17 protein-coding genes and 1 tRNA gene are annotated in these 14,700 nt (G+C 40.5%); 10 read left to right on the top strand and 8 right to left on the bottom strand.

Annotation, left to right across the window (positions count from 1 at the left end; all coding sequences use genetic code 11):
* Positions 1-4: 4 nt before the first annotated feature.
* Together cas1b and K1720_RS00485 are read left to right on the top strand one after the other, a co-directional pair.
* Complete coding sequence (gene cas1b, locus K1720_RS00490) at positions 5-973, top strand: type I-B CRISPR-associated endonuclease Cas1b (protein WP_251949269.1); 969 nt, start codon at positions 5-7, stop codon at positions 971-973.
* A gap of 3 nt (positions 974-976) precedes the next feature.
* Positions 977-1,672 carry a PD-(D/E)XK nuclease family protein gene (locus K1720_RS00485; RefSeq protein WP_251949268.1) on the top strand — a complete coding sequence of 232 codons (696 nt, stop codon included), beginning with the start codon at positions 977-979 and terminating at the stop codon, positions 1,670-1,672.
* Here K1720_RS00485 and cas2 read toward each other — a convergent pair.
* Entirely contained in the window at positions 1,655-1,921 is a 267-nt protein-coding gene (cas2, locus tag K1720_RS00480) for a CRISPR-associated endonuclease Cas2 (protein ID WP_251949267.1), read from the bottom strand. The genes K1720_RS00485 and cas2 overlap by 18 nt on opposite strands.
* A 163-nt stretch (positions 1,922-2,084) precedes the next feature.
* Between cas2 and hypF the strand changes: the two genes are divergently transcribed.
* Positions 2,085-4,397, top strand: coding sequence for a carbamoyltransferase HypF (hypF, locus tag K1720_RS00475; RefSeq protein WP_251949266.1), 2,313 nt, complete (start codon positions 2,085-2,087; stop codon positions 4,395-4,397).
* 6 nt (positions 4,398-4,403) lie between these two features.
* Here the strand turns inward: hypF and K1720_RS00470 are convergent, their stop codons facing one another.
* Positions 4,404-4,862, bottom strand: a complete 459-nt coding sequence (locus K1720_RS00470; RefSeq protein ID WP_251949265.1) for a hypothetical protein — start codon at positions 4,860-4,862, stop codon at positions 4,404-4,406.
* A gap of 190 nt (positions 4,863-5,052) precedes the next feature.
* On the opposite strand from K1720_RS00470, the gene K1720_RS00465 reads away from it, so the two are divergent.
* From K1720_RS00465 to hypE, 3 genes are all read left to right on the top strand, one after another.
* Positions 5,053-5,469, top strand: a complete 417-nt coding sequence (locus K1720_RS00465) for a hypothetical protein (protein WP_251949264.1) — start codon at positions 5,053-5,055, stop codon at positions 5,467-5,469.
* A gap of 36 nt (positions 5,470-5,505) precedes the next feature.
* A complete protein-coding gene (locus tag K1720_RS00460; protein ID WP_251949263.1) occupies positions 5,506-5,982 on the top strand; it encodes a signal peptidase I in 477 nt (158 codons plus the stop codon).
* A gap of 104 nt (positions 5,983-6,086) precedes the next feature.
* On the top strand, positions 6,087-7,097 hold the full coding sequence (gene hypE, locus K1720_RS00455; protein WP_251949262.1) for a hydrogenase expression/formation protein HypE: 1,011 nt from the start codon (positions 6,087-6,089) through the stop codon (positions 7,095-7,097).
* Between the two features lie 148 nt (positions 7,098-7,245).
* On the opposite strand, the gene K1720_RS00450 is transcribed toward hypE, so the two are convergent.
* Positions 7,246-8,049 (bottom strand): DNA-methyltransferase, encoded by an 804-nt coding sequence (locus tag K1720_RS00450; RefSeq protein WP_251949261.1) that lies wholly within the window; start codon positions 8,047-8,049, stop codon positions 7,246-7,248.
* A 331-nt stretch (positions 8,050-8,380) separates the two neighbouring features.
* Here K1720_RS00450 and K1720_RS00445 point away from each other — a divergent pair, with 331 nt between their 5' ends.
* The gene (locus tag K1720_RS00445; RefSeq protein WP_251949260.1) at positions 8,381-8,542 is read left to right on the top strand and encodes a hypothetical protein; all 162 of its coding nucleotides are present in this window, start codon (positions 8,381-8,383) and stop codon (positions 8,540-8,542) included.
* Positions 8,543-8,562: 20 nt separating this feature from the next.
* Positions 8,563-8,649 (top strand) — tRNA-Ser (locus K1720_RS00440).
* Between the two features lie 65 nt (positions 8,650-8,714).
* Here K1720_RS00440 and map read toward each other — a convergent pair.
* A complete protein-coding gene (map, locus tag K1720_RS00435) occupies positions 8,715-9,608 on the bottom strand; it encodes a type II methionyl aminopeptidase (protein ID WP_423837334.1) in 894 nt (297 codons plus the stop codon).
* A gap of 102 nt (positions 9,609-9,710) precedes the next feature.
* On the opposite strand from map, the gene K1720_RS00430 reads away from it, so the two are divergent.
* Complete coding sequence (locus K1720_RS00430) at positions 9,711-11,195, top strand: TrkH family potassium uptake protein (RefSeq protein ID WP_251949259.1); 1,485 nt, start codon at positions 9,711-9,713, stop codon at positions 11,193-11,195.
* A 2-nt stretch (positions 11,196-11,197) separates the two neighbouring features.
* Positions 11,198-12,037: an energy-coupling factor ABC transporter ATP-binding protein gene (locus K1720_RS00425; protein WP_251949258.1), complete on the top strand. Its 840-nt coding sequence runs from the start codon at positions 11,198-11,200 to the stop codon at positions 12,035-12,037.
* Here the strand turns inward: K1720_RS00425 and cyaB are convergent.
* Genes cyaB through K1720_RS00405 form a run of 4 tightly spaced genes read right to left on the bottom strand, consistent with a single transcriptional unit; the run spans position 12,015 to position 14,627 of the window.
* Positions 12,015-12,566 (bottom strand): class IV adenylate cyclase, encoded by a 552-nt coding sequence (cyaB, locus tag K1720_RS00420; RefSeq protein WP_251949257.1) that lies wholly within the window; start codon positions 12,564-12,566, stop codon positions 12,015-12,017. The genes K1720_RS00425 and cyaB overlap by 23 nt on opposite strands.
* 4 nt (positions 12,567-12,570) lie before the next feature.
* A complete protein-coding gene (locus K1720_RS00415; RefSeq protein WP_251949256.1) occupies positions 12,571-13,122 on the bottom strand; it encodes an archaemetzincin family Zn-dependent metalloprotease in 552 nt (183 codons plus the stop codon).
* A complete protein-coding gene (locus K1720_RS00410) occupies positions 13,119-13,541 on the bottom strand; it encodes a DUF86 domain-containing protein (protein ID WP_251949255.1) in 423 nt (140 codons plus the stop codon). Before K1720_RS00410 ends, K1720_RS00415 begins: the two co-directional genes overlap by 4 nt.
* A 48-nt stretch (positions 13,542-13,589) precedes the next feature.
* A complete protein-coding gene (locus K1720_RS00405) occupies positions 13,590-14,627 on the bottom strand; it encodes a lysyl aminopeptidase (protein ID WP_251949254.1) in 1,038 nt (345 codons plus the stop codon).
* Positions 14,628-14,700 lie beyond the last annotated feature (73 nt).

The following is a 14,700-nucleotide window of genomic DNA, read 5'->3' as shown; positions in this document are numbered from 1 at the left end:
TACAATGAGAAAGCGCTCCTTAACTTTACTCTCGGATGGAACCCTCTCCCGAAGGGAAAATACACTCTACTTTGAGAACGCTCAGGGGAGAAGGCCGCTGGCAATTGAGGGTATTTACGACATCTACGTTTACGGCCATGTGAACATAACCTCGCAGGCCCTTCACTTTCTGGCCCAAAAGGGGATAGCAATTCATTTCTTCAACCATTATGGTCACTATGATGGGAGTTTTTATCCAAAGGAGAGTCTCCATTCTGGAGATCTGCTCATTAAACAGGCGAAACACTACCTTGATAAAGAAAAAAGGCTTAAACTGGCAAAACTCTTTGTTGTCGGCGCGGGCAGGAACATGGAGCAGAATCTGAAGCGCTGGAAAGTGAAAGTATCTTTTGATGGACTTTTGAAGGAGCTTGAGGAGGTTGAAAAGATAACCGATATAATGAACGTTGAAGCAAGAATAAGACAGAAATACTACGCTCTCTGGGATAGTGTTCTCCCAAAGGGGTTTAAAATTATAAAAAGAACTAGAAGGCCTCCCCAGAATGAAATGAATGCACTGATAAGCTTTCTCAATTCTAGGCTTTATGCGACAATAGTTAGTGAGCTCTACAACACACAGCTAAGCCCGACCATTAGCTATTTACATGAACCCGGTGAGAGGAGGTTTTCTCTTGCCCTCGATCTTAGTGAGATTTTCAAGCCGATAATTGCTGACCGCGTGGCCAATAGGCTTGTTAGGCAAGGTGTAATTAAGAAGGAACATTTCAGGGATGATCTAAATGGAGTTTTGCTCAACGATGATGGCAAGAGGATTGTTTTGAGAGCAATCAACGAGGAAATGAGAAAAAGCGTGAGGCATCCAAAACTAAAGAAAAACGTCACCAAGCAAAGGCTAATAAGACTTGAGGCATATAAATTAATTAAGCACCTCGTTGGGGGTCAAGAGTATGAGCCGCTGGTGGCGTGGTTTTAGGGGGTGGGGAACATAGAGGAGTTTGGAAAGCGATTGGAAAACCTTCTTAAGTATGGGAATATCAGGGGACCTAAAAGGACCATCAGAGTGACTTCTGTTTCTTTTTGTCCTTTGAGGGCAGCTTTAACCACTCGGTACGACGTTAGGTTTTTTGGAGAGAAAAATAAGGAAAAGATACTAGGCCAGGTACTTCACATGGGCCTTTTAGGGCTTATCAAGGATTCATGGCCATATTTGCAGGGCGATATTGAGGCTAATCCTGAGATAGAAAAAGAAGTCTCATACGACTTGGGAGAAGGATGGCTTTTAACTGGTAGGATTGATCTTGTAATAGGAGAACACGTGTTCGAGTTTAAGTTCTTTAGTGAGTTCTCTTACGAAAAAATACCTGAAAACCTTAGTGATGTTGAAGAGGATAGTGTGTTGAACGCGTATACAGAGCAGCTAAATGCGTATCTAAACATGCTTCCTGATGCAGAATTTGGACACCTATGGATATTTCGACATAATGAGCTAATTCCATGGAAAAAGCTAGAAATTAAAAAAGATTCAAAGGCATTTAAGGCGTTTTTGAAGAGAGCCAGAGGCATCATTGAGCTCATTGAATCCATAGAGAATGGAGAATTCCCCAAAGACCCGAAACTACGCTTTAACTGGGAATGTAAAAGGTGTATTTTTAGGTCAATATGTGCTAAATAATTCCTCCACCGGATTCTTCTCTATTCCAATACTCTTTCTTTTTGGCCTTGATCTTAACTTGTAAATGATCACGGAGTCTTCATCCTCATCAATAAGCTCTTTAATTCCTTTTTTAATTCTCTCGTATTCGGCTAGTGTAACTTCCCCTTCAAAGACGCTATTTTGAACCCAGATTAAATGCTGTCTCAAAAACTTCTTCACTTTATTTACTCGAGAAACGTTCACATCGTAAACTACGATGATATACATAACGGGTACACCATTGAAATTATAATTCTTGTCATTTTTAGTCTTTTTGTTGGTTAAACCTTTAGTCTAGCAACCTTGGGTTAAAAACTCTTCATTAGTTTTTAACTTTTGGTTTTGAAAAGGTATAAATGCCCTTTTTTCGATTCTGGAATAGGTGGGAGTAGTGAAAACTTATCATATTCACGTTGAGGGGATAGTTCAGGGAGTCGGTTTCAGACCCTTCATCTACAGAATCGCTCATGAACACGGTTTGAGAGGCTATGTTAAAAATCTTGGTGATGCGGGAGTTGAAATTGTTGTTGAGGGTAAAGAGGAGAATATAAGAGCATTTTTGAAAGATCTCAAGGATAAGGCACCTCCTCTGGCAAGGGTAGAGAAGATAAAAACAAAAGAGCTTCCGCTTCAGGGTTTTGACAGATTCTACATTGAGAAAAGTTCCAATGGCGGTGGAGGAGGGGATTCGGTTATACCTCCTGATGTTAGCATATGTGATGATTGTCTTAGAGAGCTTTTTGATCCGGCGGATAAAAGGTACATGTATCCATTTATAGTGTGCACCAACTGCGGGCCCAGGTTTACTATAATAGAAGATCTGCCCTATGACAGGATTAATACAACAATGAGAGAATTTGATATGTGTGATTACTGTGAGAGCGAGTATAAGGATCCGTTGAATAGAAGATATCACGCTGAGCCTGTTTGCTGTCCTGTATGTGGCCCAAGCTATCGTCTCTACACCAACGAAGGGGAAGAGCTAACAGGTGATCCCCTAAAAAGGGCTGCAGAATTAATAGACAAAGGCTACATAGTGGCCATAAAGGGGATTGGTGGGATACACATAGCGTGCGATGCCGCAAATGAGGAAGTTGTAAGAGAACTCAGGAAGAGAATTCTCAGGCCCGAACAGCCATTTGCAATAATGGCAAGGGATTTGGAAACAGTTGAGGAATTTGCCATAGTAAATGAAGTTGAAAAGCAAGAACTTTTAGGGTATAGAAAGCCAATAGTGGCTCTAAGGAAAAAAGAACCGTTCCCATTGCCGGAGTCTCTGGCTCCTGGACTCCCAACAATCGGAGTCATGCTACCATATGCGGGTACACATTACATACTTTTCCACTACTCAAAGAGCCCGGTTTATGTTATGACATCTGCAAATTATCCCGGAATGCCAATGGTCATAGATAACGAGAGGGCATTTAAAGAACTGAAAGAGTTGGCCGATTACTTCCTTCTTCACAATAGGAAAATACTCAACAGAACCGATGATAGCGTGATAAGATTTGTTGATGGAAGGAGGGCTGTAATAAGAAGGAGCAGGGGGTTTGTACCCCTTCCAGTAGAGATTCCCTTTGAATATAATGGGATAGCAGTTGGTGCAGAGCTTATGAATGCCTTTGGTATTGCAAAGAACTCCAAAGTTTATCCAAGCCAATACATTGGAAATACGTCAAAGGTGGAAGTTCTGGAGTTTATGAGAGACGCGGTGACACACTTCAAGAAGATTCTCAGAGTTAAAAACTTAGATCTGGTAGTCGCCGATCTTCATCCCCTTTACAACACCACAAAGCTCGCCATGGAAATGGCGGAAGAGGAGGGGGTGGAGTTCCTCCAGGTTCAGCACCATTATGCCCACGTTGCCTCTGTGATGGCCGAGAATAAACTTGATGGAGTTGTAGGCATAGCTCTGGATGGAGTTGGTTATGGAAGTGATGGGCACACTTGGGGAGGGGAAGTCGTCTACCTCAGCTATGAAGATGTTGAAAGATTGGCACACATAAGCTATTATCCTCTTCCTGGTGGTGACTTAGCCAGCTATTATCCACTAAGGGCTTTAGTGGGTATTTTAAACAAGATGTACAGTGTGGAAGAGATAGAAGAGTTAGTCAGAAAATGCTGCCCAAGGGCCATTGAGAACTTAAGGTATGGAAAAGTTGAGTTCAATGTTATCCTAAATCAGCTAGCCAGAGATATAAACGTTAGCTATGCCTCCTCTACGGGAAGGGTTCTTGATGCATTCGCCGTTCTTCTTAACGTTGCTTATAGAAGGACTTACGAGGGAGAACCTGCGATGAAGCTTGAAGGCGTTGCATTTAGAGGAAAGAATGACTTAGGATTCAGTATTCCAGTTGAGGGAGAGGAACTCAAGATTGAAGAACTCTTTAGACAGGTTTTAGAAAGCAAAGCAAACCCCGCGGATATTGCGTATTCCATTCACCTGGCTCTGGGAAGGACCTTTGGGGAAGTAACGGTTGAGAAGGCCAAGGAGTTTGGTATTAAAAACGTGGCTCTCAGCGGTGGAGTGGCTTACAATGAACTGATTGTTAAGACAATTAGAAAGATTGTGGAAAGCAACGGTCTCAGGTTTTACACAACTCACGAGGTGCCAAGAGGAGACAATGGCATAAACGTTGGACAGGCTTTCCTTGGAGGTCTTTATCTTGAGGGATATCTAACCAGAGAGGATCTTATCCTTTAACTTTTTTCATTTGAATTTTAGGTATACTGTGGTGTTTTCGAGGGAGTGCGGGAGTTTGTAAACACTCAAAAACTTTGTACTGTTTTCGTAATCCTTGTATGGGTTATCGAGGCCACAATACCAGATAAAGATTTTAATGGATGTGCTGTTGGTGGGAGGGATATCAATCCAGATTGTTGTGGAGTTTTTGACCCAATAATAAATGGGTTGAGTGCCGTTTTCATCTAGGGTTGCATACACATACCCCCGTTTGCCCCAGAGCGGAACTGTTTCTGGGTCTATTAAAATCTCTGCGGAGTATTCTTTGTTTGCTTCTGGGAGGGATAAACTAACAGGAAGTTTGCATATATAAAGTCTCCCTTCTCCAAGTTGTTGGGGAATTATCTGGATATAGGTATAGGAAAGGACAAGAGAACATACCAGGAAAAGCATGAAAATTATAAAGGGAAGCATGGCCCGTTTCATAGTTTTCCCACTATGTGTTGCCCCTTTCTGCTATTATAAACCTTGTGACAAGGTTTTGGTTTAAGTAGCTAAACAAATTTTGGAATGTTTATTAATGTAAATCGTGTATTCTTTACTATTATTAGTTAGATAACTTTTTAAAGGGAGACCTTTAGTCCCTTTTGCTGAATAACGCTGGGGAGGTGGCAGAATGAGGGAGGTAAGATTGATTGGGGGAAATAAGAAAGTTTTGGCCCTGTTATCAGCTCTTACATTTTTGTTAGTAAACGCCGCTCTGGCAGTTCCAGTGATAAACCTAAACGTCCAGAACATTGGTGAAGGTTCTGCCCCTGTGACCTCTCCTGTGGATAATGGGAACATTAAATTCTTGCTTAACAGCACAAACCCTGACTATATAACCGGAGTGGAGGTCTCATTTGATAAGGATGTTTCAGCGGGCTCAACAATTTATGTAAAGCTCTATGATAATTCGAGTAATCTACTTGCAGTTGGAAGTTATACTCCAAGTGTTGATCTCCCAATGGGAACATCTCTGCCAATAAATTTTCCAACTCAGGTTCAAATAAGCCAAGTGGAAAACGTTGCAGTTGTTGTTCAAGGGCCATGAATTCATTATCTCTTTTAATTTTTTGAGGTGCGGAAAATGAGGCAGTTCTTGGAAACCCTCTTAGGTTACATTTTATTTTTTGCGTTGATATTGTTTGTTCTTCTTCACTTGCTTGGATTTAAGAGTGTGATAGTTTTAACGGATTCTATGGAACCTATGATAAAGCCCTTTTCCTTGGTAATAGTGTCTCCAAGAAACGACATTAAGATTGGTGATGTTATTCTTTACGAGGTGGAGCTTTCAAAAAAGAAATACAAAGTGCTCCATAGGGTGGTGGATATAAAAGAGATGGGGAAAGGAGTTATTTACATAACAAAGGGAGATAACAGAGAGCATGCCGATGCCTGGTATGTGAACAAGGAGAACATCATAGGAAAGCTCTTCATTTCTCTTCCATATGTTGGATATGCTTCCTATTATGGCGTACACTTGTTGGGTTTGATTTATCCTCTGGTTTCCACGTATTTATTTTACAGAGTGCTTCTCCGGATATTGACTGAAAGTGAGGCTTAAAATGGCCCTCAAAAATGCCTCTTTCAGAAAGTATTTAAACCGTCTGTTGGTTATAAAGACCAGGCAAAGTGTAAGGAGAATCACACTTGAGAGGGTGATAACTCATGAAAATTAAGCTGGAACATGGAGCTGGTGGAGAATTAATGGGAGAGCTTATTAAAGAGGTCATTTTAAAGAATGTAACCTTGAATTCGGCAGGCGGAATTGGGTTAGAGGCTTTGGATGATGGAGCAACGATTCCTTTTGGAGATAAACATTTAGTATTCACCATAGATGGTCACACAGTTAAGCCCTTATTTTTCCCTGGCGGAGACGTGGGAAGATTAGCGGTAAGTGGCACGGTGAATGACTTAGCCGTCATGGGGGCAAAGCCCTTGGCTTTAGGGAATTCAATGATAATTCAGGAAGGATTCGATGGCGAGGATTTTGAGAGGATCTTGAAATCAATGGATAAGACTGCTCAAGAGGTACCTGTTCCGATAGTGACTGGGGATACAAAAGTCGTGGAGGATAAAGTTGGAATATTCGTGATAACTGCTGGGATTGGGATAGCTGAAAGACCAATAAGTGATTCAGGGGCAAAAGTGGGAGATGTTGTTTTGGTAAGCGGCACTGTGGGAGATCACGGGATAGCTTTAATGAGCCATAGAGAGGGCATAGGATTTGAGACAGAGCTGAAAAGTGACGTGGCACCAATATGGGAGGTTATAAAGAGCGTTGCGAAAATTATAGGGTGGGAGCATATCCATGCAATGAAGGATCCCACAAGAGGCGGGTTAAGTAATGCCCTAAATGAAATAGCAAGAAAGAGCAATGTTGGGATTCTCGTAAGGGAGAGTGATATCCCAGTAAAACCCGAAGTAAGGGCTGCAAGTGATATGCTTGGTATAAACCCCTACGAAGTGGCAAACGAGGGGAAAGTGGTAATGATAGTTGACAGGGAATTCGCTGAAGATGCCTTAGAGGCCATGAGAAAGACCAAACTTGGAAGGGAAGCGGCCATAATAGGCGAAGTAACTGACCAGTATGTTGGAAAAGTCCTTCTTGAGACAGGCATTGGTGGAAAGAGATTTTTAGAGCCCCCTGTTGGGGATCCGGTGCCTAGAGTTTGCTGATTTTGAATTTGTTGTCTTCCTCTAGAGCTTTTATTTTATTATTTGGGCGTTTGGTAGTGTGCATTGAGACTTGATTTTTCAGAGCTGACATCCTCCCCGCAGTGAACGGCGAGGCCTGAAAAAGAAAAAGTCAGTCTCGAATACATGTCTAATCTTTTTCAAGGATTTTTCCTTCTTCTATTAACCTCTTCTTAGCAATTTCACAATATTTTGATTCTATTTCAACACCTATTCCCTTTCTTCCTAGTAGAGTAGCAGCTACTAATGTTGTCCCACTGCCCATAAATGGATCTAAGACAGTATCTCCGACGTAACTAAAAAGTTTTATACACCGTTTAGGCAATTCAAGAGGAAATGGGGCTGGATGTTTTACTCGTTTGGGGTTTTCTCCGGAAAATTCCCATAAGCCAAGTGTCCACTCTATGAACTCTTTCTTGGAGATATCTGATCTTCCCCCATGCATTTTTTTCCAAGTTTCTTTGTACATCACCACTATCATTTCAACGGGAGCTATGACGTAAGGTGCCGAAGCTTTTGCAAAGCTACCCCACGCTGTTCTACGGGATATGTTACTCTCATTCCAAACAATAGTCGTCATGTACTTCCAACCTACCTTCTTTGCAAGGGTAACTATATCAGCATAGACACTTTGGAACCCTTCATTACTCCTCCCCCTGCTCTTATCGAGTGGAATATTCAGGCACATTCTCCCATCGGGTTTCATGAGATCCAAAGCCTTACTTAACCATTTTTGAGTAAATTCTAAATACACTTCATAGGGTATATTATCTTTGTAGGACTCATAACTGATATCTACATTGTACGGTGGAGAAGTTATCAACAAATCAACGCTATTTTCAGGAATTAGATCAGTAGTTAGAAAGTCGTCTTTGATTATAACAATGCCTTTTTCACTATTTTTAAAGAATATCCTCCCATTATCCCTTTTCACTAACATTACCTATCACGCTCCTATTTTAGTTAGTACATGCATTTCCCTCTTTCTCCTTTTAATTTATCTTTTGGCACTGTTACTAGCTTTTCTTGTTTAGATTGGATATTTAAAACGGAGTGGAAAAGGTGAGTTTCCAAAGTAATGGAATTCATCCTTCTCACTTATCAGGGATGTTGCTCGGATAATCTGCGTATTTCTCCCAGAGCTATATGGATTTAAGGCTATATTGATTTTGGAAGTTTATTTTTGATTCTCTTAAGCTTCCAGTTAAAGTTAAACAGAATCATTTAGACAATAAGGTTTAAAAAATAATTGAAGTGATGTGTACATGTCAGGGAGTGTCAGTACACATGGAAAGCGTGTAAAAGCGTCTAATAGTACAAAAAGAACTTGGAAAAGGCTTCATGAAAGGCATCAGATAATAATTGATGGTGAAGTGTGGGCACTTGCTAAGGAGAAATTCGCTAACGTGAGCCGAATTTATATATGATTGTAATTGGTATTGGGGGTGCCGGGGTAGCCTAGCCAGGGAAGGCGGTGGACTCGAGATCCACTGGGCTTTGTCCCGCCGGGGTTCAAATCCCCGCCCCGGCGCCAACGCCGAGTGACTTTTTCTACTTTTAAGGGTGAGGCTTTCAAAAGAAAAGGGGAAAATAGGCACTTCATGTGATTATTGTAACTCCATCTTTCTCTACTATTACCGTATGTTCTGCTTGAGAAACAAGGCCTCCTCTTATTTCCTTTAAGATGGGATAAGCGTACAAGGCACCGGCTTTTTCCAGCTGGATCAGTGCCAGTTTGAGTTGTGTCTCTGGCATAAGCTTTTGTACCCATCTGTAAGCAAATGGTAAAGTTGAGAAATTATTTTTAACATGTTTCAAGAGATTCCTTGCTTGTGGTAGTCTTACTGGTCTATCCCTAATATACATATATATTAAAATAGGTGGTGTTTCGATAACCTGTCCTGCACCTGTAGTTGCGAATGGTTCAATGGCTACAATGTCTCCCTCTTTTAGTACATAATTGTCGTGAGGTCTGTAAATGTTTGGAATTGAAATTCCTGTATGGAGCTTGTACCTTTCTATAACGTGACCGCTCAGATTGACTATTGGATTAAACCCATACCTCCTGATGGTCTCCTCAATAACTTTCCCAATTTCACTTATTCTTATACCGGCCTTGATAACGCTTATTGCATTCTCCAGTGCCTCTTTTGAAGCTTCGATAAGGTCATCATCATCCATCCCTACTCTTACAGTGAATGCAGTATCTGCAATGTAACCGTCCACATGAATTCCTAAATCGACTTTAAGGTAGTCTCCCTCATTTAATGATGTTTTATCGCCTACATAGGGAGTATAATGGGCTGCGATCTCATTGATCGAGAGATTACATGGAAAAGCGGGTTTTCCACCAAGTTCAATTATTCTTTTTTCTACGAATTCAGCAATTTCATAAAGAGAAGCTCCCGGTTTTATTAGACCTAAAACTTCTTTTTTAACCTGCTTGGCAATTTTCCCCGCTTTAACTAGTTTCTCAATTTTTTCTTCCACCATTACCACCTGACTTAAATTTTAAGTTCATTTTTAAAAGACTTCGCCCTAGGCCTCTCGAAAATTTTTTAATTCCCTTTTCTCCTTAACCTATGTGGTGACTCAATGCTAGAAGTCAGAAAATACATCAATATTGCAGATGATATCTTTGTAATAAGAAACTTAATTGGAGCACTTCTTCAAGGTATTGGCGTTGCCTATCTGATTCCGGTTTTGATTACATGGATTTATGTAGAAGAAATAAGGTACGTCTATTACTTTGTCCTTCCTGGACTTGCGTGCATCCTATTTGGTGCGTGGCTTGCAAGGCATTCGGAACATGTAGAAGATGTCAACTTAAGACAGGCCATGATATCAGCAGCGTTTGTTTGGCTTTTTGCATCTCTTGTAAGTGTGGTTCCCTTCATGAGGATAGCTGGCATGAGTTTTATAGATTCCTACTTTGAGAGCATGTCTGCTTGGACTGGTACAGGGTTAACAATGATGCGCAACTTGGAGAGTTATCCACGTATAATACTCTTTTGGAGAGCTTGGATGCAGTGGTTGGGCGGAATTGGTATTGTCCTCGTTGCTCTTACTATTCTCATTCGTCCAGGGGTTGCAGCTGCAAGACTTTACAAAGCCGAGGCAAGGACAGAAAGGATTCTTCCTAACTTGGCAAATACCTCGAAAATAATATTCCAAATTTATGCTGTCATAACACTCTTAGGGGTCTATCTCTATTATATAAATGGAATGGGCCTTTTTGACTCTGTAATACACTCAATGGTGGGAGTTGGAACAGGTGGTATGAGTTCCCACGATCTCAGCATAGGTTTCTTCAACAGTTTAAGCATAGAGGCCATAACTATCTTCTTAATGATTATGGGTGCCACAAACTTCACGGTTCACTATAAGATGTTTAAGGAGAAATCTCTTGTTCCATTTTTCAGGGATATTCAGGTTAAATACATGTTTTTCTTTTTGAGTCCTGTTGTGGCTTTAATAGGATATGCTCTGACTACTCAAAATGGTTTTTCAATAGCTAGTTCGTTTAGGGAAGCAATTTTCCATGCTGTTTCTGCAGTTACTTGTACTGGGTTTTCCATCACCGATTTGAGCAAATATCCAGAGCTGGCTAAACTCCTTATAGGTTTTCTCATGGTCGTGGGTGGAGGTGCTGGAAGTACCGCTGGTGGTATAAAGCTTATCCGTATAACATTAACTTTCCAAACCTTAAAATGGACTATACAGCAGGCAATACTTCCAAAAGGCGCAGTTATAAAGAGAAAAATTGGGGAGTACATATTCACAGAAGAAGATCTCCAGGAAGTTTTGGGTTTTACAATGACTTACATTGCCCTCCTTCTTGTAGGTACAGTGTGGACAATGGTTAGGCTTGGTGCAAGTTTAGCAGATGCTTTCTTTGAGGTTGCCTCAGCTCAGGGAAATGTTGGGTTGAGTGTGGGAATAACCTCAACAACCTTGCCCCTTGACATGAAGATACTCCTCATTCTTCACATGTGGATTGGAAGGCTTGAAATATTCTCAACTCTGGTCTTTATATTCGGATTGGCCCTTATGCTACCAAGAGTGGCGGAGAGGAAGTAAGGATGATAAGAGTAGAAGAGCTAAGTTTCAAATATGCTGGGGCCAAAGATTACTCTCTCAAAGATATAAACCTGAAGATTAAGAAAGGGGAATTTTTGGGTATCCTTGGGGCAAGTGGAAGTGGAAAGTCCACTCTATGTTTGACATTTAACGGAATAATTCCTCACTCCATAAAGGGAGAATTTAGTGGAAACGTTTTTGTGAAGGGATATAATACCAAGGAAGCCAGCGTTGCTGAGCTTTCAAAGCTGGTAGGACTAGTTCTCCAAAATCCAGACTCACAGCTTTTCAACATGACAGTTGAAGAGGAGGTTGCATTTGCCCTTGAAAACTTGGGCCTTGACGTGGAAGAAATACGGAGAAGAATTTATTGGGCATTGAAGATTACGGGCCTTGAGGGCCTTGAGAAAGAGTTTCCACCAAATTTAAGTGGAGGCCAAAAGCAGAGGCTTGTAATAGCAAGTGTTCTAGCAATGCGGCCGGAAATACTCGTTTTGGATGAGCCTACTTCTCAACTAGATCCACTTGGCAGAGAACAAGTTTTGAGTCTCATAACTCTTCTTAATAAAGAGCAGGGCATCACTATAATTCTCGTAGAGCATAATACAGAATATCTTTTTGACTTTGCCGATAGAATAATTGTTCTCGATAAGGGTGAACTTGTCATGGAAGGTAAACCAAGGGATGTGTTTGAGGAAGCAGAGTTTTTAAGAAGTCTTGGGATTAGAATTCCCACAAGTATAAAAATAGGGGCAGAACTAAAGAAGAAAGGATTTTTGGAAAGAGCAGCCCTTAATGATAGAGAATTGATAAAAGCCATTAAGATCCTTCTGAGAGATTGAGCTTTTCCATTAGAAGCTCTAGGTAGGATTTTCTCTCAAACCGTTCAATCCCAAGGGACTTTAAAATGCTTAACAGTCTTTTAACTTCTTTTTCCACTTCTTTCTCATCTTTTGCTAACTTTTCTATCTCCACAAACTTTCCTAGTCCTTCTATTTCGTCTAAGGTTATGGTAACACCTTTTTCAATGTAGTATTTCTCTCTGGTCTTTTTTACAGTTAGAACCTCTTTGAATCCTAGGGCATGAAGAAGTTCAATGTATGTCTCGACATTATCTATGTTTACCTCGATCTCCTTTCTTGTCTTCGATAATTCATCGATTTTTGGTCCTTTATATGTAAGCAAAGCTTCGAAATGACCATTAAATCGTTTAATTCTCACTCTAAGTGCTTCATCAGTTTTGGAAAAATCCCTACATGGGTGATTAAAGTAAATATCCTCATGAATTTCCTTTCTCATAAACTCAAAGGTTGCTCTCACTCTTTCAAATATCTTCTCGTTAGCATATCCTTTAAGTTCGATTTCTATCATTTTTTCACCCCAGGTTTCTTTTTAATGTATTTAAGCACTTTTCACAGTAGTCTTTTCCTTTGTAGTCGGTATCAATAATTGAATTTGAAAAATGCATGACACATTTTGGATTGAGGCAGTGTTCAAGGCCAAATACATGACCCATCTCGTGCATTGCTTCTTTTATTGCCCTTTCTTTTAAGAGCTTTCCATCACGTTCCCCGTAAAATGTTGGTTTTAGACGAGCAAGGGATATTATAGCTGACTTAAGATAGGGATTTGCAAGGCCAAAAATAAAGTTCATTCCCTCTTCATATAAATCAGCATCTGTAATTCCAAGCCCTGCAGATAATCTTTTAATGCCTTTAATCTCAGCTACTTTCATTAAAAAGAACCTTCCTAAGAACTGTTCTCTTGTAGAATTGTAAGAGAAGAATAAGTCTTTTATTGTAGTCTCTGGAAGTATTTCTACGTTGAAGCCAAATTGGGAGTAAAAACCTTCAAGATGCTTTCTAATGCTCTCCAAAATCTCCCCTTCAATTTCTTTCCTTACAAGGGGGATTAGGCCAATTTTCACTTTTCACCCTCCAGAAAAGATTTAAGAAACTCCATGCTTTCCTCTATAAATTGGAGGTATTCAGGCATGTTTCGGAACGCCATATCATCACTAATAAGGTCATAATCATAAATCAACACTTCTCTTAGCTGGATCAGGAATTCAAGATTTTCTTTGAGAGCATCTTTAATGATCCCTTCTTTATGCAAGGTTTCTACAATCTCCTTATAGCCTATTGAAGGGCCGAGATCCAGTGCAATGGCCATCTCATTAAGGCTGTCTAGAATATTCTGAATCGCAAATTCTAGTCTCTTATATATCCCGTCCTTGGACAAGCCCATCTCTAGAAATTCTTCAGGATTTTGCGGAAGGGCGCTTTTTATGAGGTTAAGGCTTTTTTCAGCCAGTTCAACTCTGTATTTAATCTCCCCTTTTTTCAACAAACAACACCAAAAATAATAGGGGTTAAGAAAAGATAAGGTTTTAGGTCATGGAATAAGGTTCATAGGTTTGAGTTCCTCAAGGAAGTGCTTTGCCAGTTTTATTGTATTGTCCACATCTCTTGCGTCTGTTAGTTCAACTTGAGAGTGCATGTATTTTATTGGAATTGAGAGAACGGCTGTTGCAACACCTTCCCTGTTTATCTGCATTATATTTGCGTCTGTTCCTGTGGGTCTTGGACTCGGCTCTACTTGGAGTGGGATCTCATACTTTTTAGCAACTTCTTCAGCAAAAGCCCTTACTTTCGGGTTTATATTCGGCCCAACGTCCATTACAGGACCTTTTCCGAGTTCTGCTACTAACTTACCTTTGTCTCCTGGCTGTTTTGCAAAGGTTACATCCATGGCTATTCCTATTTCTGGGTCAATTGCATAACTTGCTACTCTTGCTCCCCTTAAGCCCACTTCCTCTTGAACACTTGCTACAAAATATATGTCCGCCTGGTGCTCTTCTAAGGCTTTTGCTGTTTCGATCATCGCATAAAGGCAGATTCTATCATCAAGATAAGGTGTGGCAAAGCGATTCTCGCTTAACCTTGTGAAGGCAGGGGCGAATTCCATGATTGTTCCAACTCTAATCCCCATTTTTTCAACGTCTTCTTTTGAATCAGCACCTACATCTACAACTATGGTGTCCCAATCGGCAGCTTTGTTTCTCTCTTCTGGCTTTGTCAGGTGAGGAGGAATGTGTCCAACAACTCCATAGATCTCTCCATTCTCAGTGAAAATTCTAACTCTCTGAGCTACGAGGGTTCTTGGATCAACCCCTCCAACTCTAACTACATGTAAATAACCTTTCTCATCTATGTGATTGACCATTAATCCTATTTTATCCATGTGAGCAGCTACCATAACTTTTGGGCCTTCTCCTTTTTTGTGAGCTATGACATTCCCGAGCTTGTCTACAGTTACTTCGTCTACGTAATCTTTTAATGACTCTATGACAAGATCTCTTATTCCCATAAATTCGTATCCAGAAACTCCAGGTGCCTCGATAATTTTTTGCATTAATTCCCAATCAACCATGTTGACCACCTCATCCCCGTTTAGATGCTTATCTTAATGATGTTTTTTCTTTTAAAAATCTTTCCAAAAAAGA

The organism is Thermococcus argininiproducens (assembly GCF_023746595.1).
Taxonomy (GTDB): domain Archaea; phylum Methanobacteriota_B; class Thermococci; order Thermococcales; family Thermococcaceae; genus Thermococcus_A; species Thermococcus_A argininiproducens.
This window is presented reverse-complemented; position numbering and strand designations above follow the sequence as displayed.

What these genes read in the sequence shown, in the direction of transcription:
- K1720_RS00405 (WP_251949254.1), bottom strand. Translation starts at nt 14,627, where the DNA reads ATGGTTGATTGGGAATTAATGCAAAAAATTATCGAGGCACCTGGAGTT.
- K1720_RS00445 (WP_251949260.1), top strand. Translation starts at nt 8,381, where the DNA reads ATGTCAGGGAGTGTCAGTACACATGGAAAGCGTGTAAAAGCGTCTAAT.
- map (WP_423837334.1), bottom strand. Translation starts at nt 9,608, where the DNA reads ATGGTGGAAGAAAAAATTGAGAAACTAGTTAAAGCGGGGAAAATTGCC.
- cyaB (WP_251949257.1), bottom strand. Translation starts at nt 12,566, where the DNA reads ATGATAGAAATCGAACTTAAAGGATATGCTAACGAGAAGATATTTGAA.
- cas1b (WP_251949269.1), top strand. Translation starts at nt 5, where the DNA reads ATGAGAAAGCGCTCCTTAACTTTACTCTCGGATGGAACCCTCTCCCGA.
- K1720_RS00470 (WP_251949265.1), bottom strand. Translation starts at nt 4,862, where the DNA reads ATGAAACGGGCCATGCTTCCCTTTATAATTTTCATGCTTTTCCTGGTA.
- cas2 (WP_251949267.1), bottom strand. Translation starts at nt 1,921, where the DNA reads ATGTATATCATCGTAGTTTACGATGTGAACGTTTCTCGAGTAAATAAA.
- K1720_RS00465 (WP_251949264.1), top strand. Translation starts at nt 5,053, where the DNA reads ATGAGGGAGGTAAGATTGATTGGGGGAAATAAGAAAGTTTTGGCCCTG.
- K1720_RS00425 (WP_251949258.1), top strand. Translation starts at nt 11,198, where the DNA reads ATGATAAGAGTAGAAGAGCTAAGTTTCAAATATGCTGGGGCCAAAGAT.
- hypE (WP_251949262.1), top strand. Translation starts at nt 6,087, where the DNA reads ATGAAAATTAAGCTGGAACATGGAGCTGGTGGAGAATTAATGGGAGAG.
- K1720_RS00430 (WP_251949259.1), top strand. Translation starts at nt 9,711, where the DNA reads ATGCTAGAAGTCAGAAAATACATCAATATTGCAGATGATATCTTTGTA.
- K1720_RS00460 (WP_251949263.1), top strand. Translation starts at nt 5,506, where the DNA reads ATGAGGCAGTTCTTGGAAACCCTCTTAGGTTACATTTTATTTTTTGCG.